The organism is Helicobacter felis ATCC 49179 (assembly GCF_000200595.1).
Lineage (GTDB): Bacteria > Campylobacterota > Campylobacteria > Campylobacterales > Helicobacteraceae > Helicobacter > Helicobacter felis.
Map to the genome: position 1 here is coordinate 1,640,295 of NC_014810.2, position 24,810 is coordinate 1,665,104.

Consider the following 24,810-nt stretch of genomic DNA (forward strand, 5'->3'; position numbering starts at 1 on the left):
GTAGCAACCAACATAGTTTCAAAAGCTCTTTACAAAATCCGTGTGCAATAGACATTTTAGCTTTCTTCTTTTAAGATGACTAAAATAGTGCGGTGTTTTCACAATTGACATGCGGTCTTTTTATGAATCTCTGCTTTAGCTTTAGCAGATTTGTACATTGCTCTACTAATAGGATGCGTTTGCTATATTGACAAATGTTAATTTCTGTTAAGTGTCTCTACCTTTGACCAAGGTTCTATTGCCTTAACAACAGAGATTATAGAAAGGAACAAAATGTCTACTTTAGTTATTTTAGCCCACCCTGATTTGCAAAAGTCCCGTGTCAATAAAGCTTTAAAAGAAAGCATTAGTCGCAAAAATGTGGTAGTTAGTGAGCTCTATAAGAAATACCCTAACTTTAAAATTGATGTAACTGCTGAACAGCAACTGCTCACACAAGCCCAGCGGATCGTTTTTCAATTCCCCGTCTTTTGGTATTCTTACCCTCCCTTGTTTAAAAAGTATTTGGATGATGTTCTTGCCTATGGTTTTGCCCATGGTTCTAGCGGTAAGGCGTTACAAGATAAAGAATTTTCTTTGGCCGTGAGTTTCGGATCGCCTGTAGAGAATTACACAAAGGGGAGCTCCAAAGGACTGCTCACCATAGAAGATATCTTATCTCCTCTTAAAGCCACTATCCTGTTTATAGGGGGCAAATACGCAGGCCATTTTGCAACTTTTGGGGCTTTGAATTTAAGCGATCAGGATTTAGCTATCCATTGCCAAGATTATCAAGAGTTTGTTAAGTAAAGGGAGAATGATGAAACAAGTGGATAGGGTTTATGACGCGCCCTCCAAACATTGGGTGGGCAATGGGTTTTATGTTGCCTCGATGTTTAGCTACCACGATACACACAAGAACTGCGACCCGTTTTTGCTCTTGGACTACAACGCACCCTACCATTTTAAGGGGGGTGGAGGGGAGTTTGGTGTGGGATCACACCCCCATAAGGGCTTTGAAACGGTAACCATCGCCTATAGCGGTGAAGTGGAGCACACGGATTCGCATGGGGGAGGGGGGATCATCACCCCCGGGGATGTGCAATGGATGACAGCAGGTTCTGGCATTTTGCACCAAGAGTTTTATTCCAAGAAGTTTGCCAAAGAAGGCGGGGTGTTTGAAGTGGTGCAGCTTTGGGTGAATTTGCCCAAAGCCCATAAATTAACTCCTCCTAAATACCAGGCGATCACCGCACAAGAGATCCCAAGAGTGGCCCTAGAGGGCGCAAGCAAGGCGCGGATCATCGCCGGGGAGTTAATGGGGGTTAAAGGTCCAGCAACGACCTTTTCTCCCATCAATTTGTGGGATTTAGAGGTGCATGACAGGGATACTTTGCGTTTAGAGGTCCCTGAGAGTCATAATGTCTTGATGCTGGTGCTAGATGGTGTGGTGGAATTAGGGGGACACCGCACACACAAAGAACAGCTTATCACCTTTCAAAAGGGAGGATCGCAAATCGATCTTTTGGCCCTTGAAAAAGCTAAGGTGCTTATGCTCACAGGCGAACCGCTCAATGAACCCGTGGTCGGCTATGGACCTTTTGTCATGAACACGCAAAGAGAGATTGAGCAGGCCATAGCAGATGTGCGCTCAGGGCATTTTGGGAATCTTTAGATACCTTACTTGATGAAGTGGTTATGTTGCAAGAGGCACTGAAGGGGTTGTTTGCTTGGCAAAGTAAAAGTGGCTTAAAACAGCGAGGATTACGCATTTGTTAAGTTAGTTTGTAGGCTCTTTTGATCTGCATTGACTTGTTAAGGATTTTTATCAAAACTATTCACTATTGCTAAGACTCTCATTTATCAAAATTGATAAATACACCTTCAAGGTGGAAACTCTAAGCAAGAACTTCTATTTGAAGTTAGGCGCGAATGAAAAGCGCATTAGCTTTAGCGCGACTTTGTATTTGAATCACCTCAAAGACTTTGAGGGACTTGTCGCTAAAGTGGAAGCGCGTAGACCTTTGCGCTTTTCCACTTTGGAGAGCACACGCACGCAAAAGATTATCATTGACAAATTTTCTAGCAGTGTCAAGGATTGGGTGCTAATCTCTCAGAACAAAGTGAGCTTTTTCACCCGCACTTTTAGCATTGGTGGAGTGATTTTGTAAAAATACGCGTGTGCGCCTCTGTGTTGCGTGTGAGGGCTAAAAGGATTGAGGGTACAGCCCCCTTTTTCTCAAAGGGCTTAAAATGGCTTTAACGCGCGTCTTGAACAAAGTTGCCTATAAAGTCTTCAATATCTTTAAAAACATGGGTAAAATAGCCCTCTTTGGGGCAGTTAAAACGCTCAATGTGCTCTGTGCAGAATTTGGCAATATGGATGTCATTAGGGCTAGGCTCTATGAGTTGAAAAAGGGCCACAATGTTGGGATTATTGCCTAAACGGGTGGCTACACTGGCTAGTCTGATACTTTTAAAGAAATGCTCGGGGGTTTTGATATAAAGCCCGCCGATTAGCCCGCAATATTCCTTTAAACTTTCGCGCTCTTGTTTGTTACAATAGCCTTGTTGCGACTCTCTTTGGGCTTTTTCTAGTTTGCGTTTTTCTTTTTCTGCTTGCCTTTGTTGTTCAAGGGCGACTTCTTGGACGCGGTTTTGAGAGTGGCGTTTTAAGATAGCCTTTTGAGCATCTGCATGTGGGTGGGGCATGAAGTGGAAGGTAACGCCTACAATTTTGCGCCCCTTTTTCTCTTTAACATAGAAGATAGTTTCATAGGGCTTAGAGCGATCGGGGTTGGCTGGATCGTATGGCGTATCCTCTTGCTTTTTGCTCCTTTTGCTAGGAGGGGGGAAAAAATGGCCTAGCTCTCTACAGGCGGGTCTTAAAACGCGCTCTTCAATGATTCCTATTTCCATGCTTTTAGGAATGCCCATAAACTCCCTAAACCCCTCAAAATCCCCCCTATAGGTTAACATTTCGCACATGCCATTTTTGCGCACATCCTCAAAACGCACTAAGAGGCGGTAAAGGTTTTTAGCGTATTTGCTGTTTAGAGATAAAAAGATTTTGAGCTGAAAAGCTGTAAAATTGGCACTTAACTGGTTGAATAGGTGCAGGTAACAATCGGTGTTGACTTTTATATCAAGGTAGAGTAGCCGTGTTTTCTCTTTGTTCATGGCAATGGTAGAGCCACTAAATAGGTTGAAATCGCGCTCTTGCACTATCTCCATGCCATTCTCAACAACATGCGCGATTTGCTGAAAATTGGCCGCCTTAATGTTGCTCCAAAGTGTTCTTACAACTTTTAAAAGATCGGCATTGCTACTTTTTGGGTCATTCATGAGATTCTTAACCTCTTGCGGGCTAAAACGCACGCAAGTGTCTTGCTGGTCTTTGAGGCGGTTGAACAGAGAAAAGAGTAAATTGAGCTCGCGCGCGCCTAATCTGCCTAAATTGACCTTATAGATGTCATTGTGCACCACCACTTGCCCGGGGCTAGAAATAGACACTTTATTAGCTAGGATGGGCTCTTTAGAAGTTAGTTTTAGCTCTTGTTTGGGGGGGCTTTTGGACAAAGGTTGAGGCATAGAGGCTAAAGTTTTTTGTGCCATTATGGCGGCGTATTCTTTACCCGCTTGCCTTAAGAGTTCTTGCACGCTTGGGGGTTGGGTTTGTTGAGTGGGCTTTGTTGCAGGAGGTTGAGGGGGCGTAGCTTGCGCGCTTGGGAGGATATTGGCGTTTTTGGCTAGCTCTAAAAATTGGGATATATCTGTCAGACTGCTCTCTAAGGTGCTAATTTCTTTTTGTGTCTCTTGGGGGAGGGGTTTTTGAGGGGGGGCTTGTTGAGCCAAAATTTGGACGAGAATTTGAAGAATGGCGCTGTTATTATCCTCCTCCATAGGGATATTAAAGGCCTTAAGGGCGTTTTTTATGCTTTGAAGATGGTCAAATAGTCCTAGAAGTTGGGAGATGGGGTTGCTTTGTGCGCTCACGAGCAAGTCCCTGTCTTTTTTGAGCATTGTAGCATAAAAAATACTTTTATGTATCTTGTATTGTTTTTAGCGGTAAATGTTATTGTTTTTAGCGGTAAATGTTATTGTTTGTGCGGTAAATGTACTTTTTAAGCCTTCTCTCAACCCCTCCTAGCCCCGTGCAGTGCGGGGCTGAGAACGAAAAAAAAAACGCCTACAAATATTTTAACAAAATATTACAAAGAATCTTACGCGCGCGCGCATGCGAGTCGGGCTAAGAAAAAAGTTTTGCGCTCACTAGAATCGGAATGCAGTGCTGGCGCACTGCTTACAGAAAGATTACAAGCGGGGGAGAAACCCCCGCACCCCCCCGTTGGCTTTTAAGATAAAAATTAACACGCTAGAATGGCTTCAAATCGCTTTAGTGTAGTTGGGTAATGGTCTGGCATACCCAAAGACATGAAAGCGATTGGAGGCGTTTTTGGAGTGATTTGTTGTGGTTTGCAAAAACACTGCAATGTGATATACTTTGTCCCATCAAAGTAACCCGACAACAGGAATAGCAGGACGCGATCACGAAGAAAAGAAATATGAACAAGTGCACGTCCTAAATAGCACTTGTGAGCACGAGTTAAGGGCGATTAAAAGAAGCTTGGATGTGTTTAGGGCGGTGGCAAATGATTCAAAAACCTATAAGGGAGACCCCCACAAAAGCGGGGAAACTTTAGCGCGCCTGCTTATCGCTTGAATTTCAAAGCGAATTGGTTGCCCTTAAAAAGAGGTTTTAAACTTAAGTCCAAAAAAAGAGAACTTAAGGCAGAATTTGCGCACAGAGGTTTTACCAGCTTTTCGCGTGGCGAACCCCTTAATTAGGTTTACCCCTCGCGGGGGTGTTGCTACTTTACCTTTTCTATTCTTTCCATGCGCTTTTTCTGCATTGTTGAGTGGTTGTGTGCGGGTGTATAAGCCAATCGGTTCACTAATAGCCAATGCAATGTTTTGCGCGTATGGCCACAAAGATGGCCAAGGTAATACTAGAGAGAGATCGTTGCACAAAACAATAAGGAAACTATCTGCGAATCTGCATTAGAATTTCTTCCTATTTGCATCCTCCAAGATATTTTTAGAAATGCGGTCAATGTTGTTACCCACTTCCAAGGAAGTGCTAGCGATACTGAGATTATTTTGCGTGTCTTCTTTAAAAACTTGTAAAAAGGCGTTAATCCCCTCTACGCTTTGACTCTGTGCCTTGATGGATTCTGAAGTGTCGGCAATGCTTTGAACCAAAACATTGATATTTGCCTCAATCTCGCCCAAGGATTTTTGCGTGCGCTCAGCAAGTTTGCGCACTTCATCGGCCACCACTGCAAAACCCCGTCCGTGTTGGCCGGCGCGTGCCGCCTCAATGGCTGCGTTTAGAGCTAATAAGTTTGTTTGGTCAGCAATGTCTCCAATGATCTCCACAATGTTTTTAATGTCCTGTCCTTGTGCCATCATTTCATCGCTTTTCTTTTCAATGTCGGCAATGCTTTTTGTGATGGATTCGATAGATTTAGAAGTTTGGAGTAGGCTTTTATTTTGTTGGTTTGCGCTGTTTGTAAGTCGATCAACACAGGCTTTTAAACCTTGCGACTCTTTTGTAAGCGCGCTAGCAAAATCTAGTGAAGTGCGTAACATTTTGGTGATCTCAGTCCCCAAAGCGTCCATGGCTTTTTCAATATCGCCAGAGGGGTTAGAGATGCGCTTTGTGAAGTCTAAGGTTTGGTAGCGTTCAAAGGTTTGGTTAATGGTTTGCATATAAGAACCTATGTGTTCTTGTAAATACACCATTACATCGTTAAAAAGCTCTCTAAGTTGCAAGAGATCGGGGTTATTGGGCGTAGCAGTGATTCTTTGCGTGAAGTCGCCTTCCTTAATGTGGCGCACCACATTTAGCATATCTTCAATAGTTGCGCTGTCCGTTTTGGTATTCTCGTAGATTTTTGAAATATTTTTATTGATGGATTGTTGCATATGCCCGATCTCATCGAGCATTTTTGGCTCAACAATACTTACATCTTGTTTGTTTTTTGGGTCATTTAGTAGCCTAAAGAAACCGCTTAGGGTGTTGGAAACCACTTCTATGCGGTTACCCACTAAATAACGCACAAGGAAATAGACTGTGATCACCAACACAATGACCACAATTAACCCCATGAAAAAAATCAAATTTTGCAAATAATGGGCTGCTGCAAAGACTTCGTTTTTACTTATAAACCGTGCGATTGCCCAATTGAATTTAAAATCCTTATGGCCAATTTTGTTAAAGATATCAAAGGATCTGACAACCAAAAAGCTATCTTTATTGGTAGCCACAGCGTGGTAGTCCATAGCACCAGAGCTGTTTTCACGCACCATCTTTACAAGGTGCATTGCTGTAACATCAGGATTAATTTCGCTTAAAAGTTTGCCTTGCATATTTTTATAGCCTATAAGCAACACATATCCATCTCGTTGCATTACAAAGGTATCGTTCTTACTGCGCATGACAACATCAGCAAAACTATCAATGTCCACAAAAATGATCATTGCCCCCACCAATTTATTTTCTCCATGCTTATTTTTGTTAAGAGGCACCGCTAGTTCAAACCCAAAAACTTTCTGTCCACCAATATCTTTAAAATAGGGGTTTGTTTTGAGAATCTTGCCATCTTGTAGCACTTGACGGGTAATCTTAGGATTGTAAAAATCTTTTTTAGTAGAAGTTTCTATAGTATCCCCCACTTTTTTGGCAACATAAGAACCACTAGAATCACCCACAGCGGATATACTGAGTAGTCTAACATGGGGGCTACTGTTCAAAAACTTTCGGACTAACTGTTGTCTTTTGTTCTCGTTATTTAGATTATTGGTAACTAGATCCTCTCCTAGGGCACTCATTCGCACAAACAAGCGATTCATCACCCTTTGTAGGCGGGCAGCACTTTGATCGATATTTCCTTGCATATTGTTGATGATAGTGTTGTGCATAACACTTCTTGTCTGTTTGTTAATTATGACTCCTAAGATCGTGATGCCAAGTGCTACAACCACACACATGCCGACAATAATCTTAGTGCCAATTCCAAACTTAGAAAACATATGACTCTTTCCTCACTCGTATAATAATGGTTATTTATAATGATGACAGATACTTAAATTTTCTTTTTTTTCCTTAAAACTTCAAAACTTTTTTGATTATTGGTATCATCTAAAATCTTGGCAATTTCGTTGATTTTTAGGTGTTTTTGTCGGTATCTTGGACAGTTTTGGCGTTTTTTGCACTCCGACTTCTAGCTGTTTGGGGTTTCATTGACTCGTTCATACTTGTAACTTTCCACTACATATTTACATGTCTGGCCATTTGGCGACATTGGTTTGTAAATCTCTAAACCATTGGCGTTGTCTTTGCTCCCTTTAACACACATTTCTTGTCAATGGGTAATATACTGCAGCGTTTCCTCCACAAAGACTACCAAAACAGCACGCACAAACCAAGGATATGTCAAGCATCTTTGCTAAACTCACCATATCTTAACTCTTTGTCTCAAAGGACTATCCGCTCGTTTAGATAGCCTAGTCCAAGACTTTGAATGGAATATGGCATTGTAGAATTTTAAGCAATACACAAAAAAAGAAACAGAGGGCTTGATTAAGGTCTTCATTATTATTTGCATTAGGATGGCAAGCAGTGTCTAGTGAGTTTTTGGAGATCATGGGGAGAACTTAATTCCTGCTTAAATCGCTATATGTTCTACAGGATGGATTCGATCATCCGTATTTAATTATAGAAGCTAAAAATCTGTGTAAGAAAAATTGCTGAGATTCTAGGCACTGCCTGTTAGTTGAACACCTCACGCAAGATCAAAGGCAAGAGAGTCAGTTGTAATAAGATTACAATCGCATCTGCAACACTATCGTAGGCGTAAACATTCCATCCGCCTCTCTCAGGTTCACAAGATCATCTCTAAAATGAATTTAATTTATATTTACATCGAAATGGTAGGCTCCGGATGTGGATTTTCTTATCCTCAATATTAGGGGTGGTCATGAAAAACATAACCCTCATTGCGACTGGATTAGCCAAAACCGTAGGGCCATGCAAAAAATGTCAAGCGCGCTTGGGCATTTGTGGTTGGGCCTTTTGTGCTTTAGATAGTCAAGAGAACATTTTAGTAGAAAGTGGCGGAGCTAGACAGGGGCACTGCGCAAGTTTGGAATTCTACCCCATTAGTGAAGGGCTTAAGGCTGTCGTTCAACACCAGCCCCTCCATATCACTATCTACTGTGACCACCTAGGCATGATAGAAGCTATTAACACAAAGGGGTTGCAAGTTTATGCTCTCTCCAAACAACAACAAGCTTGGCGTAATCTCCTCTTGCAACACGCCAACAAAATCCCTATTACTGCTGTTCATATTCATGACAGACCCGAGTTTGCGACTCTTTATTGGGAATGTGATACACGCGCCTACAAAAACATGAAAGAGCTTTTTCTCCAGCACTACCCCCACAAGACTGTCCATGAGCATTATTCTAAAGTCCCCCCGCCCAAGTATGTTCCCAAGTCCCGTGTTTACCCATTTATTTCCACATCTTCCGGGTCCTAGTTTACTTGTGGCGTTTTTGTATGTTGTAATAGTTATCTGGTGATTTCTCTGTCTTGTTTTCTCTATTAAGAGCTGTCTTTTTCCGATCTTATCAAGACAATAAGTGGGGGTAGGCCATACAGAACAATTTGAATAAAATTAGTAAGGGGGTCATAAACGACATCATTGGTACCCACTTTCAATTTTTTGAGGGCTAAAGATGACATTTTGACACAAGAGAACACAATCTTTAGCAAAAGCACCAAAAAATCTATGTTAAGATGCGTTCCCATTGAAATAAATCTAATTTTGCCGTGATGAATCGTAATGGGATCAAAAATACTGAAAATAGCAGTCAATATCGTGATTAACACCGTTTTAAAATTTAGTTTCAGTCTTTGCTCTTTCTCTTAAGCTTGTTATTTTAAGTCCTCCATTATCGGAATGTTTAAACTGCACACGCATATTCCAGCTACTCTTATCTAAGCTGTAATTTATCTGTGTGATGATTGCGTCTCTTTTTGCTTCCTTGTGCAATCTAAAAGCCCACTCGCAAAAGAGCACCTGCCCTAAAGTCTGCAAAGAGTCTTTAGTCTTTTGTGTGTTGAGTTCTTTGAACTTGGTTATCCCGGCGATATGGGCCTATTGGTCATTTTGGCTTCAATAATCAAAGTTTTTATAGGCATGCCCCCATTGCCCACTTTTACCAGAATCCCTTAGCTTTAGCTATGGAGGAGTATGTCAATAACATTAAATCCCTCTCCACTTGCCTTGTTGGGTAATGCAGACTTTAGTCTGCTACTTTGCGCTCTACTCCCTGTCGGCTACACGCTCCCTCTAAAGCGTTTTGCAATACACTACCAAAGGTGGGGTCTTGGATAAGGAAACTATCCCCTAGCAACTTTTCTAGGTTACGCGCAATGCTATTTAACACGGGCGTGTTAAACTGCTTGGCAAGGTAAGCACACACCCCATAAGATTCTCCGCTCTTAAAATCATGCGCGACATTGTCATCCATGATAGAATACTTAGCAGTCGCGGTCTTAATCATGTTGTATGTGCCCTCTGTGTATTCGCTCACCACTCTCTCTAACATTCTAATGAGCTTAACGATGGGGATTGCCTTAATCCGCTCCATATCAGCAACTACAATGCTACCACCGCTTACAATCATGGGGCGGGGGGCTCTTGGTGTTATGTTGCGTGTGTGCTGCTCTCTTGCTTGTGCTAGGCGCGCCTCTTTTTCTTGGCGTGCTTTGGCGAGCTCTTGGCGCGCCATGCTGTAAATCTTATCCACGCGCGCTAAACGCCCTTGCACAACAAGGGGGTTCATAAGCGGGGCGGTTTCGTGTTTGGCATAATAGCGCGCCATATCTCTTAAGGGCGCGTCATCTACATAGTCAATCACGCCTAGCTATTGCGCAAACAACTCTTGGAATTTGCACAATAGCTCCTTATCTTTGACTAACTCTGTAGGCGGGGCTTTCTCTAAGGACACGATAATTCTAAAACGCTCGATACCGGGGCGTGGGTCGCTCTCTTTGATTCTCTTGTAGTTACGGGAGGGCACGATGGCAAAGGCAATATCAAAACGCGCTAGCAGATCAAGCGCGCCCTTAACGCTCAAGGGGCGTTTCTTGCCCTCCTTATCATTATCCACATCGTAAAAGAGAAACGGGTGCAAGCCTATCACATTCTCGCCACTGCGCTAGTGTTTGGTGCTATAACTCTCACTAAAATGCACCACAGACACATCATACTTAATCGCCCCTAGCGTGATATGTTCCCACTTCTCAAACTCCACAACACACCACTGATCTAAGGCGTGAAAATTGCTAGGTTTTGAAACGCTAGTACTAAAAACGCTCATCGGGCACTCCTTGTCTTTTGGCTAGGTGAAGGGAAGGGTTTTTTTTAAAGCCAAATTCTACCATATCAATGGTGCGTTAGATCATGTGTTTAAAGGGGATGGGTGTGAGCTCACCCGCCCCCAATTCACTGCCAAAAACACCCCCAAAAATCGCACGAAAAGAGATAGCGACAAAACCCCCAAAATAGGGGGCTTGCAAGAAAAAATGGAGGTAGGAGTTTCTATAATAAGAGAGGGGGAACAAGATAAGCAAGAACTAGAAAACCGCATTACAGAGCTTACTCAGATGCGCTATGTCCGCAAGAGGGATTCTTAAGAGCGTTTCATACTTCATGGCTGTAAAACGCAGACCTCAAAAATACAACTTCAACAGCACCAAAAACCCCAAAATCAACCCCCTAATCTCAACGGAGTTTCACTTACCAGTCAAAGAAAGGCAGAGGATGATAAATAATTAACACTGCTAAAAATACTATCTTAATGCTATAACTGCTTCTTACCAAATCTAAAGAGGTAAAATGCCTGAATTTCATTCAACCGATGACATTAGACCCTGTGCGTGGTAACCCAAAGGAGTTTGTTAGGATCGTGAGTTTTTGGACTTCTTTCTAACTAAGTAACTGAAATCTTTATTTTCATCATACAAATAGTCGATGCCACTTGTCAGAATGACTTCCATTGTGTCTTCAATTAAGATGTAACGATCGTGGGTTTTCTGGTATTGGGTAGTGTTCTTTGTGATGGTCCAATCTTCACAAATCTGTTTTAGGTCCGTGATTAGAGATTGCTCTCTGGGGTCTTTGGGATCGTTGCCAATACTCAAGTAAATTCTTAACTCCCTTTTAGGGAGCAATTCTGTAGCGAATTTTTTAAATGTATCTTGATTGTTTGAGAAGATACCTATCGCGAATGACACAATATTTGCAATGTTCCAGCAAGGTTTTGATGTGTTGTTTGGCCTTCTCTCTGTTTTCCTTATGAAAAAAAGTAGCGCTGAAATTGTTTTCAATCACATCGTCCTTGACATTGACGAAGGGAAAATCATTTTTATGGCTAGATAAAACAATTTTGTATTTCGTGTGGGCTGGAGCTTCCTTTTGGGGATAAACATGCCCGCTTTTTATGATGCTTGCTGGCACGCAACTCTGGGTCCCAAATTTTTAAGATTTCTAGTTGTTCTTTGGTGGGCAAAATCTCAGGTTTATAGTAATGCAACATGCGCTCTATAAGAGGTTTATCCTCTATTTCTATGGGCTGTCCCTTCTTGAATTTTAAAAACACTTCGTATAAATCGTCTTCACAGCACATGGAAAAGCCCATCACATGATCTCCAATAGTTCGTCCAATCCGACATCTAAAAAACCCGTGGGGAAGCTAATGGGCTCCTTGTTTGGATTGACCAATCGCCCCCCTGCGCCAATATCAATGACCTCAAAATTTTTATTGGGCTGATCTTTATAAAAAAAACGCACGGCATCACTGGCTAGATTTTTCTTATAGACCTCATGGCGGAGTTTGTGTAAAAAATAAGCCGAATGTGTCTCAATAATTAATTGGATTTTTTTACACGCAATGAGTTTGGCAAAAAAACTGGCTAAATTAGCGATGGCTTTAGGGTGTAAATGGATTTCTGGATTTTCAATGAGAAAAATGTCGTTCTCCTTAAGCGAGAGAGCTATGATTAAAATCTTAGCCACATAGCTCACCCCTGCTCCCACATTAAAAGGTGAAAAAGGATTTGCTGTCCCGGACTTTCTAAAAGTAACATGGACACCATCCCCAACCTTTTCTGTAAACAATTCTAGATCGATGTCTAAAATCCCCTGCATATCGCGGTGTAGGTCTTGATTGAGAGTCTGTTTATTGTCATGGTAATAGGCAAAAGCGTATTCGCCATCTATGCCAAATTTTATTTCCTCTTGGGATTTCGCTTGGGATTGTTGCCCTATTCTGTTTGACCAAAGATAGAAAAGATTTTCTTCAAACATCAAATCCAAAGGTGTTCCTTCAAAATGCCAAGGCCGATCGTGGCTACACACCAATTCTGCTTGTTGCTGGTCTTTACACAAAAAAAGTCGACTTTCTTCGGCTCTGCTTTCGTTATTTTTGATACCTAGTATAGCTCATGACGAAGTAAATGGCATCTCTAAGCCACATATTGTTGTGGTTGTAATAGGAGGCTAGTAAAATGGTTTGTAACACACTAGACTTGCCTACCGAGTTTGTGCCCGCAAAACAAGTCAGGGGTTTTAACTCAAAGACTTCTTTTTGGATACTCTTAAAGTTTTCAATCTGAATAAAACTAATCATGTAAAGCCTTCCTTAGTATCCCTTCTGCTTGATCGAATCTAAATCCAATATTGCTTGGACTTTCCACGCCAGAGGCAAACGTGCCAGAATCTTCAAATTCGTTCTTTAAGCGTTCAAGTGCTTCGATGGTAATTTCCTTGTGTTCTTGGCGAGCACGCACAAATAAATACACAAAACACTCGAAAAGAGCTATATTAATCGGCCTTTTCTGAGCCTTTCCTTCCTTGCTCTTGAATCTAAAAATAGAATCGTCGCACCTCTCCAATATATCTTGCATAGCCTGATTAAAATCTCTGGCCACATCTTCGTAAGCACCCTCCTCAGATCGATTGATCTGCTCCATAACCCCTCCTAAGAAATCATCCATGTTTGTGTATTTAAGATCGCCTAAACGTTCAGTTCTCAGCAAATAAAACGCCACAAAGCGCAAGATGAGATAGCGATCCTTCATTCTCAAACTAAGTTTTTTACCCATAAGTTTCTCAAAGCCCTCTGATTGACACATGGAGTTGATAAAGGTTGTAGAACGACCACAATAAATCGCATTGCGCATTTCCTGATTGTTTAGTTGTGTTCCTCCTCTATTGAGTCGATCAAAGACATCAAGCTTAACCCGATCGGGCACAGGAGGTAGGATCGTATATACCTCCAGTTGGTAGTCCTCAATCCTATTTTGCATAAACGGTTCTAGTTCTGAAAACCTTTTCTTGTTAATACTTGGCAAGATTTTCAAAGGGCTCAGGACGAATCTTTCATTGAGAAAATCCTGAATACAGGTCAGTCTTTGCAAACCATCAATCACTTGGCGAGTAGGCTCTTGAGAATTCTGCTTTTCTGATTCAATCATGTAAATGACGGGCAAGGGAATCCCTATGAGGATCGATTCAATGAGCTCTGATCTTTGCTTAGTGTCCCAAACTCTTGGGCTTCTCTGAAAATCTGGTTGGAGATTAATCCTCCAGCGCTTGGGATCATCTAGTCTTCTCTTCATGTCAAAAACACTAATCCTATCCTTAGCTAACCTGAGTTCTTTAATAGGATAATTGTCTTTGCTTGTTGCAATTTCTAATCTTTCTTCGCCTTCTAATTCTTGAGACATCCAAGGCATCCTTAATCTATCTTGATCTTGCGGTTATAGCCAGCTCAAAGTTAAAATATCACATGAACCGCTCCTCTCTTGAGGGAGGAGCCTCCTAACCAACAGAAACTAAGGCTTCTGTGCTCGAAAGACTTTGCTGTTTAGTCCGTAAGGCCAGTTCCCAATCTAAAAGACTTACAGACCCACCGATGGATGGAGACTAGTTGCTAACTCGTCATCGTGCTTAACTTTAGTGGCTAGAATGAGCATATCCAACCCCGCCACATTAGGTTTCCACTAATCCCGCTTACCTAATTCACTGCAAGAGTGACCTTTCTTTTCTTAGCGTGCGCTTACATCTCCACCATAAAGGACGGAGTTTTTGCCTCCGTCTCTCTATTTCTTTTCCCCTTGAAAAACATAGCGATTCCAAACACACAAAGGGATCTTACAGCGCGATTTAGCAAAAACCATCCTTAGACACACATACCCCACACTCTAAAATGCGCTTAAAATCGATTTTAGAGGCATTTATGCCCATCTCCACTCCTCATCAATCAGAAAGCGTACACTGAAAATTTTTGCAATTGCTTTAAGCTTTCTCGCTTTCCTCACGCGCGCAGGCAGATTTTTAACCATTTTTTAAAAGATTTCGTCTTTTTAACCTTTTGGACCCCTCGAGAAGTTCGTGTAGTACGGGGCTCGTGAGGTACTAATAATGAAGAAATACGCACTAAATAGCTAATTTAAGTATCAAATGTGTTATAAATGACAAAAAGAATTGTGAGAGTTATAGAGTGAAAACATCAGATCGGCGGAGAGTTTTAGAACAGCTATTCAAAGACTTATAAATTCTAGTTTTTTGTAGAAAAGATTTTCAGAGTGAGGGGGCTTTTTGGGTTCTTTAATGGCGGGTTTGAGGACAACATGCCCCACATTGATAGCTGGTAGATTCACTGGCACACCCATCAATTCTCTAAACTCACTCCATGCCTTCCTTGGAGGCACTCCCGTGCTTTTCCGTTGCTTGAGAATTCTATGTTTCTTGGCACACTCTATTACTAATATTCTAAAACTCTAGCAATTCAAAGGAAGCAAAGTTAGCGTTTAAAAAGTTGAGCAAGTAACCAAAGTAGGGCATATTGACTTGGGTTTTCTTGGTATTGCGGTAGTTTGTGGCAAGGGTTTCAAAAAATATGTAGTTTCCCTCTTTGGGGAAAGAGTATCCAAAAGTTAGCGATCCTGATGTTTTTCCAAAGTCTTTTGGCAATACCACAAAGATCGTTGTGGCTGATTTTCACCGCACGCACCATTGCTTTATCTATCTTATCGACAACACCAAGAAATCATCTTGTTTATCTTTGAGTTTGTTAAAGATTGCAAAGAGTAGATTTGTTTCTGATGTACCTAGCTTGCCTAAATAAGTAGAGTTGACATCGTTATAAAAAGTAACATACTTTTTAGAGATGGCATGGGGGGATTTGGGAGTGTTTTGTGTGATGATTTTTGTTGTTATAGGTTGTTGTTGGACTGCTGGTTGGTTTTGGTCTTGTGTGTGGGGGGTTTGTGTGGTTAGCTTCATTATCTGCTCAAAACATTCCACTTATTGTGCTCCATTTAGGAAATATCTATACAATCAGCGGTTATCAGATAACACACCTCACACTTTGCTGGAATTCGAATCGCCACACCTCTACCAACCTTAATTTTCTCACAATGACTTTCACCTGATTGATAAATAAAGCCCATGATAGAGAATTTGGGTATTTTTTGGTAATCTGTCGAAAATTTAGGTCGATTGGATTTTGAGTAGTGTTGGTCAAGTTGGCTTGCTTGCTTTCCCGTTTGAAATATATCTAAAAGAATTCTTAAAAAATGAAAAAAGTGATTTTTAACGCATCTTCTATAGCCAATGCAGGGAATTTGACTGGTATTGGACTTTATACTTTAGCGTTGGCTCAAGCTTTGGAGGAATACTTTAAAAGCAGAGGTGATGTGGAACTTAATTTTTATGCACATGGAAAACTTTATGCTAATCTCAAGGATTTACCAAGCGATCCGCTTCCCAGTTCTACTGGTTTTATTAAGACCATAAAGAAAGCACTCCGGTTTTTCTTGATCAGTCCACTTTACTCTTATCTGTCTTTAGGTTTTCGTTTTTTAGCGGAGTTGTGTGTCAAAAGAAGACATCATAATGTTTCAGACACTGTGTCTGACTTATACATCCAGCCAGAGTTTCTAGGTCCAAAGGGAATAAGGTCCAGCAAGATTTTAGGTTGCATCCATGACATGCCTATTGGTGAGATGTGGTGTCTGCCCAAAAAAATGAGGTTAGATTTTGAGAAAAATATTTTCCCACAAATGTCTACCTATACAGAGGTGATTTGTTTTAGCCAATGCACTAAAGCAGATATTATCAACGCTCTTGGATTTACAGAATCTAAGGTGCATGTAATCTATCATGGTCTGAGAGAATATAGAGATACTCACCATGTGAGCTTGCCTCCTAATCTAGGAGAGTTTATTTTAGTGGTGGGAGCCAAGTCAAAGCGTAAAAATGCAACGCGATTAATCGAGGCTTTTCAGCGACTTCCTCAGAACTTACAAAAACGCTTCAAAATTGTTTTAACATCATCGTCTTTTAGCACTTTGACAAAAGATGATGAGAAAGTTTTTAAACAAGATTTTATTGTTAATCTAGGTTATGTTTCAGATGCACTTTTACAAACTCTCTACAAAAATGCCCGACTTTTGTGGTGGGGTAGTTTAGCTGAAGGCTTTGGATTGCCCATGGTGGAAGCTATGCAAGCTCAATGCGTGGTGTTGGCCAGTAATGTTTCATGTATGCCAGAAATCTTGGGTGATGCAGGGATTTATTGTGACCCATACAGTGTCCAAGACATTACCAGGCAACTAGAAGTGGCTCTAACCGATGAAGTTTTAAGAAAAGAGTGCATAGAGAGGGGTTTAAAACGCGCTAAAGAGTTTGATTTAAAAAAAAGTATGCAAAAACACATAGAGATCGTGGAACGCATGCTAGAAGAAAGCTAGGGCTGGTTATTTCTATATCCAAACTTACAGGCGCATTTTACATTAAAAAGGCTATTTGGTGCCTTGTCAGCCAACAGAACGCAACAGAGTGGTAACACAATTACCCCACAATCCACACGGGACTTAGGAGGATTGTAGGTATTGCCCCAAATTTTTAAAAGGCTTAGAGGGGCTTCTAACGCACATTTTTTTTTGGAGGTGTGTTCTAGCGCGCATGTTTGACGAAATTGTTCACAAAATCCTCATGGTCTTTAAAGGTGTGGGTGAATAAATCGTCTCCTTGAGTATTGAATCTCTCTAGGTGTTCTGTACAGTATTGGGCGTAGTGGCGATCGTTAGGATGCGTTGGGATGAGCTGGAATAGTCCTACAATGGAGGGGTTGTCTCCAAGACGGGTCAAAACATTAATGAGTTTAGCGTTTTGGAACACATGGTAGGGGCTATCAATACAGATTGACCCTGTTAGTCCGCAAAATTTCCCTATGGCCTCGCGTTCTTTTTTGGTGTAATAGCCTCGTTGGGCTTTTTTCTGCTCTTTGGCTTGTTTTTCTTGTTCCTTGCGCTCTTGTTTTTGCGCCTTGATCACAGCCTCTTGGATGCGGTTTTGAGAGCGGCGTTTTAAGATAGCCTTTTGAGCATCTGCGTGGGGGTGGGGCATGAAGTGGAAGGTGATGCCTACTACCTTTCCTCCCCTGCCTTTTTTTTCTTTCACATAAAAAATCGTTTCATAGGGCAGATTGCGGTTAGGGTTTTTGGGGTCGTAGCCCTCCTCAAAGATTACCCCTAGCTCACGGCAGGCGGGTTTAAGTATGTGAGCATCAATCAAATCTGTTCGCATGGTTGTAGGAATGCCCATAAACTCCTTAAACCCCGCAAAATCATTTTTATAGCTGATCATCTCGCACATGCCATTCTTCTTTACATCCTCAAAGCGCACTAATAAGCGATAAAGGTTTTTGGCGTATTTGCTACGCAAGGATAAAAAGGTTTTGAGCTGAAAAGTGGTGAAATTTGCGCTTAAGTCATTGAGCAAATGCAAATAATAGGGGGCGTTGACTCCCACTTCAATATAGCAAAGTTTCTCGGTTTCATCATAGGCAATGGTGAAATCTTTGAATAAAAATCGGTTGGTTTCTCTAGTAATTTTCCTTCCATCCTCAATACAGCGTGCGATCTCCCAAAAGTTCGCAGTTTTTACATTTTTCCAAAGGGCTTTCACCGCTTTTAAGAGGTCTTTATCGCCAATTTTGGGCGCATCCATCATTTCCTTGACTTCTTTAGGAGTGAAGTAGATACAGGTGTCTTGCTGGTCTTTGAGGCGGTTAAACAGAGAGAAGAGGAGATTGATCTCACGCGCCCCCATTTTGCCTAGATTGACCTTGTAGATGTCGTTATGAATCACTACTTGGTTGGGGTTAGCGATGGGCACTTCTTTAGCAGACGTGCCCTTTGGAGTAGAGGTGTCTATAGGCTTTTGTTCTTGTTTGGTGGGAGCTTTGTTGGAGTGCTCGGTTTCACTCTTTGGTGTGGTGTCCAAAGTAGGCTCCGGGGCGACTTTTGGGGGGTCTTGAGGTGATTGTAGGTCAAGAGCTGGGACTAGGGCTACGAGCTTCTTTAAGCATTCCGCCTTTTCTCTCTCTAGTACCTCTCTTAGACCTATATCAGCTGTAGCACTAATGATTGTCTGGAGTGCTTTTATCTGCTGTCCTAGCTGTTCTGTGGTGTCCATCTAAAGCCTACCTGCTATGCTTATTTTTGATATTATACCATGTTTAATATTTTATTTAGGGGAAATAAGCTCAAAAAGTAGGGGAAATAAGCTCAAAAAGTAGGGGAAATAAGCTCAAAAAGTAGGGGAAATAGCTCAAAAAGTAGGGGAAATAGCTCAAAAAGTGCCCCCGCAACCCCGCACACATGGGAGCTGAAAGCGCAAAAAAACGCGGCCTACAAATATATTAACAAACTTATTACAAACTCTTACGCGCGCGCGAGAAAAAAACGCTTAAGGTTAAATTGCTGGAAATGGAAACTAGGAATGCAGTGCTCACGCACTGCTTACAGAAAGATTTAACTGTGGGGGCGAGCCCCCACACCCCCATTAGCTTTTGAGGTGGAAATTAGCACGCTAGAATGGCCATATAACGTTTTTGGAGTGTATGTAGGTTTTCCTATGGATTAAGGGCATCTTGTTGATTGTAGAGTATCCTAGAGTACTTTATAGAGGTGTTTTAAAGTGGAGGATAGAGAGGAACAAGTAAAAACCACACGAACTATACCTCAGCATAACATTGTGTAATCCTCTTTGATGTTTTGATCATATTCTAAATGTTTCACATTCAACTGTTTATATATCCCTCACCATACGAGACCACAAATCATAAGCAAACGCCGTCAACTTGCGCGTTTTTTATGTTAAAATAGTAACTTATGCATCTCTCATCGCACACCATGCCATTTTGGTATCCCTGCGTATGAGCAATCAAGTATGCAAGGTATGCGATGGTCCTGGATATGCGATTTTTCCTGATGTGGCTAGCTCCCGTTTTTGTGGTGCTTTTTAGTGCCAATGCCGAGTCTCAATACGGACGCTTTGTTGTGGGAAAGGTCGCTTTTTATAGTTTTTTTATTAGCTTTTTGATTTATTGGGGACTTTCTTTTATCAAACAACGCTTTGTATTGCAGACAACTAAAAACATCCTATTGACGGTAGTTCTCTTCTTCGCATTTATTGATTTTTTTGCATCTTATTATTTCAACATGATTTTAACAGAATCCTTGGTCAATATGATCTTTTCAAGCCACTGGGTGGAAGTTCGAGCTTTTTTTACACTGCAAGTCATCCCTCATACATTACTTGTTCTCACAACAATAGCGGTGTGTGTAGCGATTGCCTCGATACGCTTCCAATTGGTAATCCAACCCAAGAGAATCAAGGTGATTTTTGCAACACTATTGCTAGTTCACGCATTGCACGCTTTCAAAGGATACTATTCTTCGTTGAAACACATGGATCATTTTTACAAATTCTTATGCACACAGATAATTCCTTCTGTCAAAGAGATCGCTCTAATTGCTCTAAATATTAGAGAACATAGTAAAATCCAAGCAATATATGATAAGCTCAAGCAACCTTTACCTAAAGACTATATCCATGTTGATTCGGATACCCCACCTAATGTGATACTCGTCGTGGGTGAGAGCGAATCGCGTTCATTTATGGGAGTTTACGATTACAGCACTCCAAACACCCCATTTTTCAGCAAACTCAAGCAATCGCAACACTTGTTCTTATTTACGGATGTAGTGTCGCCATTTGCCTACACATTGCCTGTTTTTCAAGTTCTTTTGAACTACTCGGATGTAGAAAATAGCAAAACTATTCCTTGGTACCTCACAGAAGGTGTGGGTAAAATATTCAAAACTGCAGGCTATACTACTTTTTGGCTGGACAATCAAGCAAACCCCTACCTAACAGATGCCTTTTCACTCCTTTCTAACTCTTTTGACTACAAATATTGGACTAACAATGATTATGAAAATAAGGATCAAATACTCGTTGATACCTACAATAACACAGTCAAATCTAAATTAGGGACTAAAAATTTTATTCTATTCCATCTAGTGGGCAACCATTTTCCTTACACTAATCGTTTCCCTCATAGCTTTACAAAATTTACACCAAAAGATGTTTCTTACACCGAATTACATGTGCAAAACATGACCGACAAACAAACAGTCGCTGATTATGTCAACTCAATTTACTACACAGACCATGTTCTTAAAGAAATATTTAACTTGTTTAAAGATAAAAATGCAATCATCTTGTATCTTTCTGATCATGGGCAAGATATGTTTAGGAGTGGGCATGTTTTTGTCCACAAATGCTCCAATTATGGCGTTGAAGTTCCTTTTGCAGTCTATGTTACGGATAAATTTAAGCAAAGCTACCCACAGAAAGTCAAAGCCATTGCCCAAGCAGTGAACAAACCCTTCATGATCGACGTCTGATTCATTCTCTTCTGCCTCTTGTAGGGATACACACGAAAGACAATCTAGAAGCTAAAAATCTCTTTAGTCCAAAGTTTGACACTAACAGGAAACGGGTTTATTGTGGTAACCTAGAATACCCAACAACCCACAACCATAACGCCCCTTAACTTTCTTCCCTTCTCATTCACTACACAAGATTATTCCTTCTTGCATATTCTCTTAGATTTATGTTTAATGTTTTGAATAGCTTAAAATTTTTTTAATACAACTAATAGGCACTTAATGGGGGGTTTTGAATTTAGAATAAATCTCTAGAATCCTCTCTTCATCCACCATGTCATAAGGAATCTTATTGCCTAACAACTTCTTATGATACTCCTTAAAATCGGCTAAAGGTACCCACTTGCACTTTTCAGCTTCAGAGGCTCTTCGAGGTTTGATATAGGGAAAATGCCAGTTCATTAACTCTGGATCACCAACAAATTCCACGGGACGCTTATAACACATTTCTTCTATCCAATTCTGTTCCGGGTGTTTCACAAACCCACAATCTCGATTGTAGAGTAAAAAATGCCCTGCGCAATTTTCTACAAATCCAAAGTCATCTTCGCCAGCAACATTTACATGCCACACAAAGACTCGTCCATCTTTTACTAAGAAATGCACCCTAGAGTAAGCCAAGGTTTCGTAAGTATTGCGCACCGTATAGAAACTCTTGTAAAGCTTCTTGGCATCGTGGATGTGATCCACATCAATTTTTACCACCCATTGATTCCTTGGGATGAAGGAAAAAACATAATTAGAATAGTGATAGAGCGTGTTGTGCAGGTGTTCAGGGGTTTCCCGACCAAGTTGAGCTACCTTGTAGGGATAAGAAATGGGCACAAAGCTGGGAAATTTTTGGCAAAAGTCTAAAATCACTTCTGCACTTCCATCGTCGCAGTCGTTATAACCAATCACTCCCCGTTGAATCGCCGGGAGTATTGAGTGCAGACATTCTTCCAAGGTGCAAATCTCATTACGCACTCGAATAAAAGCCCATGGATTGAGAGGGCTTGCAGGGTCTTTGCTTTTTTCATCATATTCGAAATAACCGTGGTGAGTTGGTTTGTCGCTAAAGGATTCCCCCCCCCCCCCTGCGGCGATCTTTTTGTTGGCGACGATAAAATTCTCATTGCTCAAATTTTCGATTCGTTTAAATACCAAGAATTTTTGAGGATGGGAAATCTTTCCAAATTGTGGGTCGGACATATTCTGCAAGGTGTGCTCAAGGCGATCCAACCTATTATGAACACTAGATAGCAATTTATCTCTTGCCCATTTTAGTCTGGACTTTATGTGTTGTTTAAAATTTGCCAAAAAACCGCTCCTTATTCCACATTCCATACCGCAAATTGTAACAAAGTTTTTCATAAAGTCAAATCTTGATGTTACTCAAAAACCACAGTCGAACCCCATCTTTCAACTTTTGATTTATTGTGAGATTAAGAGCATTTAAGTATAGTGTAAACACGGATGAGAAACTTAATTTAGGACTTCAATGCGCATTCTCTTTTGCACTAGCCAATATTATCCTTTGCAGTCAGGACGGGCGATTGTTGCCCATAATTTGAGTTTAGCTCTTGCTAGGGCTGGACATACAGTCCTGGTGTGTACTGCTAATGTTTTTGATTTGCAAACCCTCCAATGGGAAGGCCAAAAACACGCCATCACTAGTGGCAACACTGCAAGAGAGGTTGTAGAAATAGCTCCTAATCTCTTTGTCATCGGATTTCACATTTATGTAGAGGGTTACCTGATAAAAGGTGAGATTGCGGCCTATAAGGATTTTGTGGCGCATTTTGAGTGCGATCTGTTGCTTTGCTCTGGGGTCAATGAAGGGATTTATGGAATCTGTTGGACATGCGACCTGCTTTATGATTTGCTCCCTACCTTAGAGGTTAAGAAGGCTTTAAAAATCCATGAGTCACCTAATATACGACAGGGTCATTCATGGAAGAGTCGCATCAAAGAAGTTCTTAAAATTATTCTCTCAAAATTCTTTAACGAAGATAAAAAATATTTTAGATGGATTGAGGGCATGCTAAGAAATCATCTGAAAGACTTTGATTGTGTGTTTTTCTTAGATGAAAAAACACACAATTACCACACCCTTGCGCCTTTTTGTTCTAGGATAAGTATTTTACCCCATGGGGTTTTTGAGATCTATCCACCCAAGACTCTGCACACACCCTTAAAAAAAACCAATGACAATGATTTAGAAACCCTTATGCAAGGCTCCTATCTGCTCAGTGTTTCTAACTATCATCCCGCTAAAAATCATGACAAAATTTTGCAAGCCTATTATTTAAGCCAAGTGCAAATCCCCTTGGTTTTTGTAGGCTTTTGCAATTATGTACATGCCCTTGGTATGTTAAAAACGCTTAAACAAGATTTAGATGATAAATATGGTTTCAAGCCCGTATTGTTTCTCCATTCGCTAGAACGCTCACAGATACTAGCACTCTTCACCCATGCTACTTTGTTTTTGCACGCTGCTCCTCACCCATGTTATCCTATGGCGATTTTAGAGAGCATGCAGTACGGACTACCCTTTGTGTGCATGGATGTAGGCTGTGTCAAGCAACTTTACGCTGACTTGGTGGTGCAAACTCCTCAAGAAATGGCACATAAAGTGGACTCTCTATTAAGTGATCCTGATCACTACTACCAAGTAGCTAAGAACTTGCACATCACGATTCAAAACTACACTTATGACAAAATCATCCCAAAATTCCTAGAGACTCTTAACGCAAATGGGCATAGCGCTTGAGAAAAAGGCGGTAATAGTAGTAGCGGCGGACTGCAAAGAAAACAGAATTAAAAAAGCGTGTGGATAAACACTTGGGAGATTTGTTAGCGCTTGCCCGTAAATTTGTGGGGTCATCTGAAGAAATCGCTGAAATAGAATGGTGTTTGCTAAATCCCACGCTCAAGGGAATATAAGTCAAATTGGGTATCCGATGGGTATGCACTAGGGTGAGCAAATTATCGACTGGTTCAGTGAAGTGCAAACTCGCACTCACAAAGGCTTTTGCCGCCTTTGGGGTGAGATAGTAGGCAGCAGCAGCAAAGACTTCTAAGGCCGAGAGATAAAAATGCTCTTTTAAGATTACTTCTATCCTAGAATCGGTGGGTAGCACCTGTGTACCACCCGTATGTGCAATGACTGATTTTTTAGTTTTAATCTCCCAAAAAGTAGCAAATAAACGCACAAAATCAAAGGGACTTTGCATGCAATGCACCAAACTTTCATAAAAGTGGGGCTTGAGCACCACATCGTCTTCTAAAATGACTATGGGACAATTTAACTCGATACACCTAAGCCATAACATGTAATGGCTCGCATAACAACCCAATTCTTCCAGCAATAATTCTCTTCCATGTGCGCCTCTGAACCATTCGCTCTCTTTAAGCCACTCAGAGGAATAAGAATTTTCAATCAAACTGCTATAACCCAAATCCTTCTTAAAATAACAACTGTGTTTGTCAATCGCATCAAAAAGATGGAATTCAAGTTTAAGATCGCCCTCTTGAGCAGGTGGATTGTCAATGATGCTTTGGCAGTGTTTGCGCCTAGGATGGTCTTTGAGAGAAATAAAATAAACAGGCAAAACCATAAAATCCCCTAAATGAAGCGATCAAAACCTTTGGAGTTGATAAAATCACGCATTAAAGATGTTAAAATTCTAGATAACCAAGTCCCATATTTTAACAAAAAACTCAAAATAAAAACAAGACGCTCCTCCCAATCCTCCCAATCCTCCCAATCCTCCCAATATCTGTCAGGCACTTCCAATCTATAATCTTTTAATTTATAAGCCTTTTCGAAATGTTTTTTGTAAAAAACAACCCGTTCTCAATACGCACTCGCGCACAAAAAGCAACGCAAATAATCCCCACGAATTAGC

Annotated in this window: 24 protein-coding genes; 8 read left to right on the forward strand and 16 right to left on the reverse strand. The window is 41.1% G+C overall.

What is annotated here, in order from left to right; all coding sequences use genetic code 11:
- Positions 1-273: 273 nt before the first annotated feature.
- From HFELIS_RS08255 to HFELIS_RS08265, 3 genes are all read left to right on the forward strand, one after another.
- Positions 274-789: an NAD(P)H-dependent oxidoreductase gene (locus HFELIS_RS08255; RefSeq protein ID WP_013470100.1), complete on the forward strand. Its 516-nt coding sequence runs from the start codon at positions 274-276 to the stop codon at positions 787-789.
- 10 nt (positions 790-799) lie between these two features.
- Positions 800-1,654 (forward strand): pirin family protein, encoded by an 855-nt coding sequence (locus HFELIS_RS08260; protein ID WP_013470101.1) that lies wholly within the window; start codon positions 800-802, stop codon positions 1,652-1,654.
- 241 nt (positions 1,655-1,895) lie between these two features.
- Positions 1,896-2,150 (forward strand): hypothetical protein, encoded by a 255-nt coding sequence (locus HFELIS_RS08265; protein WP_197531853.1) that lies wholly within the window; start codon positions 1,896-1,898, stop codon positions 2,148-2,150.
- Between the two features lie 88 nt (positions 2,151-2,238).
- Here the strand turns inward: HFELIS_RS08265 and HFELIS_RS08270 are convergent, their stop codons facing one another.
- Together HFELIS_RS08270 and HFELIS_RS09545 are read right to left on the reverse strand one after the other, a co-directional pair.
- Complete coding sequence (locus tag HFELIS_RS08270; protein ID WP_013470103.1) at positions 2,239-4,002, reverse strand: replication initiation protein; 1,764 nt, start codon at positions 4,000-4,002, stop codon at positions 2,239-2,241.
- 1,038 nt (positions 4,003-5,040) lie between these two features.
- Positions 5,041-7,074, reverse strand: a complete 2,034-nt coding sequence (locus HFELIS_RS09545) for a methyl-accepting chemotaxis protein (RefSeq protein WP_013470104.1) — start codon at positions 7,072-7,074, stop codon at positions 5,041-5,043.
- Between the two features lie 947 nt (positions 7,075-8,021).
- Between HFELIS_RS09545 and HFELIS_RS08285 the strand changes: the two genes are divergently transcribed.
- Positions 8,022-8,582 carry a ribonuclease H family protein gene (locus HFELIS_RS08285; RefSeq protein ID WP_013470105.1) on the forward strand — a complete coding sequence of 187 codons (561 nt, stop codon included), beginning with the start codon at positions 8,022-8,024 and terminating at the stop codon, positions 8,580-8,582.
- Between the two features lie 769 nt (positions 8,583-9,351).
- Here HFELIS_RS08285 and HFELIS_RS08295 read toward each other — a convergent pair.
- From HFELIS_RS08295 to HFELIS_RS09100, 3 genes are read right to left on the reverse strand one after another with little or no spacing between them, the layout of a single operon-like run.
- On the reverse strand, positions 9,352-9,969 hold the full coding sequence (locus tag HFELIS_RS08295) for a hypothetical protein (RefSeq protein ID WP_013470107.1): 618 nt from the start codon (positions 9,967-9,969) through the stop codon (positions 9,352-9,354).
- A gap of 6 nt (positions 9,970-9,975) precedes the next feature.
- Positions 9,976-10,245: a hypothetical protein gene (locus HFELIS_RS08655; protein WP_148229961.1), complete on the reverse strand. Its 270-nt coding sequence runs from the start codon at positions 10,243-10,245 to the stop codon at positions 9,976-9,978.
- A gap of 24 nt (positions 10,246-10,269) precedes the next feature.
- Positions 10,270-10,431, reverse strand: coding sequence for a hypothetical protein (locus tag HFELIS_RS09100; protein WP_013470109.1), 162 nt, complete (start codon positions 10,429-10,431; stop codon positions 10,270-10,272).
- Positions 10,432-10,456: 25 nt separating this feature from the next.
- Here HFELIS_RS09100 and HFELIS_RS08300 point away from each other — a divergent pair, with 25 nt between their 5' ends.
- Positions 10,457-10,747: a hypothetical protein gene (locus HFELIS_RS08300; RefSeq protein ID WP_013470110.1), complete on the forward strand. Its 291-nt coding sequence runs from the start codon at positions 10,457-10,459 to the stop codon at positions 10,745-10,747.
- A 264-nt stretch (positions 10,748-11,011) separates the two neighbouring features.
- Here HFELIS_RS08300 and HFELIS_RS08305 read toward each other — a convergent pair whose 3' ends face one another.
- The 8 genes from HFELIS_RS08305 to HFELIS_RS08330 all read right to left on the reverse strand — a co-directional run bounded on the left by HFELIS_RS08305 (position 11,012) and on the right by HFELIS_RS08330 (position 15,401).
- Entirely contained in the window at positions 11,012-11,254 is a 243-nt protein-coding gene (locus HFELIS_RS08305; protein WP_324732818.1) for a hypothetical protein, read from the reverse strand.
- Positions 11,255-11,484: 230 nt separating this feature from the next.
- Positions 11,485-11,751 carry a hypothetical protein gene (locus HFELIS_RS08660; protein WP_013470112.1) on the reverse strand — a complete coding sequence of 89 codons (267 nt, stop codon included), beginning with the start codon at positions 11,749-11,751 and terminating at the stop codon, positions 11,485-11,487.
- Positions 11,751-12,500, reverse strand: coding sequence for an AAA family ATPase (locus HFELIS_RS08310; RefSeq protein ID WP_231844173.1), 750 nt, complete (start codon positions 12,498-12,500; stop codon positions 11,751-11,753). Before HFELIS_RS08310 ends, HFELIS_RS08660 begins: the two co-directional genes overlap by 1 nt.
- Positions 12,501-12,531: 31 nt before the next feature.
- Positions 12,532-12,741 (reverse strand): AAA family ATPase, encoded by a 210-nt coding sequence (locus HFELIS_RS08315; protein WP_013470114.1) that lies wholly within the window; start codon positions 12,739-12,741, stop codon positions 12,532-12,534.
- Positions 12,734-13,840 carry a DUF262 domain-containing protein gene (locus HFELIS_RS08320; RefSeq protein WP_013470115.1) on the reverse strand — a complete coding sequence of 369 codons (1,107 nt, stop codon included), beginning with the start codon at positions 13,838-13,840 and terminating at the stop codon, positions 12,734-12,736. The genes HFELIS_RS08315 and HFELIS_RS08320 overlap by 8 nt, the downstream gene beginning before the upstream one ends.
- Positions 13,841-14,656: 816 nt before the next feature.
- Positions 14,657-14,827 (reverse strand): hypothetical protein, encoded by a 171-nt coding sequence (locus HFELIS_RS09105; RefSeq protein WP_158305106.1) that lies wholly within the window; start codon positions 14,825-14,827, stop codon positions 14,657-14,659.
- Between the two features lie 61 nt (positions 14,828-14,888).
- Positions 14,889-15,095 carry a hypothetical protein gene (locus tag HFELIS_RS09110; RefSeq protein WP_041302962.1) on the reverse strand — a complete coding sequence of 69 codons (207 nt, stop codon included), beginning with the start codon at positions 15,093-15,095 and terminating at the stop codon, positions 14,889-14,891.
- A 45-nt stretch (positions 15,096-15,140) separates the two neighbouring features.
- Complete coding sequence (locus tag HFELIS_RS08330; protein WP_013470117.1) at positions 15,141-15,401, reverse strand: hypothetical protein; 261 nt, start codon at positions 15,399-15,401, stop codon at positions 15,141-15,143.
- A gap of 293 nt (positions 15,402-15,694) precedes the next feature.
- Between HFELIS_RS08330 and HFELIS_RS08335 the strand changes: the two genes are divergently transcribed.
- Complete coding sequence (locus HFELIS_RS08335; RefSeq protein WP_013470118.1) at positions 15,695-16,870, forward strand: glycosyltransferase family 4 protein; 1,176 nt, start codon at positions 15,695-15,697, stop codon at positions 16,868-16,870.
- 205 nt (positions 16,871-17,075) lie between these two features.
- Here the strand turns inward: HFELIS_RS08335 and HFELIS_RS08340 are convergent, their stop codons facing one another.
- Entirely contained in the window at positions 17,076-18,599 is a 1,524-nt protein-coding gene (locus HFELIS_RS08340) for a replication initiation protein (RefSeq protein WP_013470119.1), read from the reverse strand.
- A gap of 770 nt (positions 18,600-19,369) precedes the next feature.
- Here HFELIS_RS08340 and HFELIS_RS08345 point away from each other — a divergent pair.
- A complete protein-coding gene (locus tag HFELIS_RS08345; RefSeq protein ID WP_013470120.1) occupies positions 19,370-20,878 on the forward strand; it encodes a phosphoethanolamine transferase in 1,509 nt (502 codons plus the stop codon).
- A gap of 261 nt (positions 20,879-21,139) precedes the next feature.
- Here HFELIS_RS08345 and HFELIS_RS08350 read toward each other — a convergent pair whose 3' ends face one another.
- Positions 21,140-22,219 (reverse strand): putative beta-1,4-N-acetylgalactosaminyltransferase, encoded by a 1,080-nt coding sequence (locus tag HFELIS_RS08350; protein WP_013470121.1) that lies wholly within the window; start codon positions 22,217-22,219, stop codon positions 21,140-21,142.
- 181 nt (positions 22,220-22,400) lie between these two features.
- Between HFELIS_RS08350 and HFELIS_RS08845 the strand changes: the two genes are divergently transcribed.
- Positions 22,401-23,672, forward strand: a complete 1,272-nt coding sequence (locus HFELIS_RS08845; RefSeq protein ID WP_013470122.1) for a glycosyltransferase family 4 protein — start codon at positions 22,401-22,403, stop codon at positions 23,670-23,672.
- Here the strand turns inward: HFELIS_RS08845 and HFELIS_RS08360 are convergent.
- Positions 23,647-24,519 carry a glycosyltransferase family 25 protein gene (locus tag HFELIS_RS08360; protein WP_013470123.1) on the reverse strand — a complete coding sequence of 291 codons (873 nt, stop codon included), beginning with the start codon at positions 24,517-24,519 and terminating at the stop codon, positions 23,647-23,649. The genes HFELIS_RS08845 and HFELIS_RS08360 overlap by 26 nt on opposite strands.
- Positions 24,520-24,810: the final 291 nt, after the last annotated feature.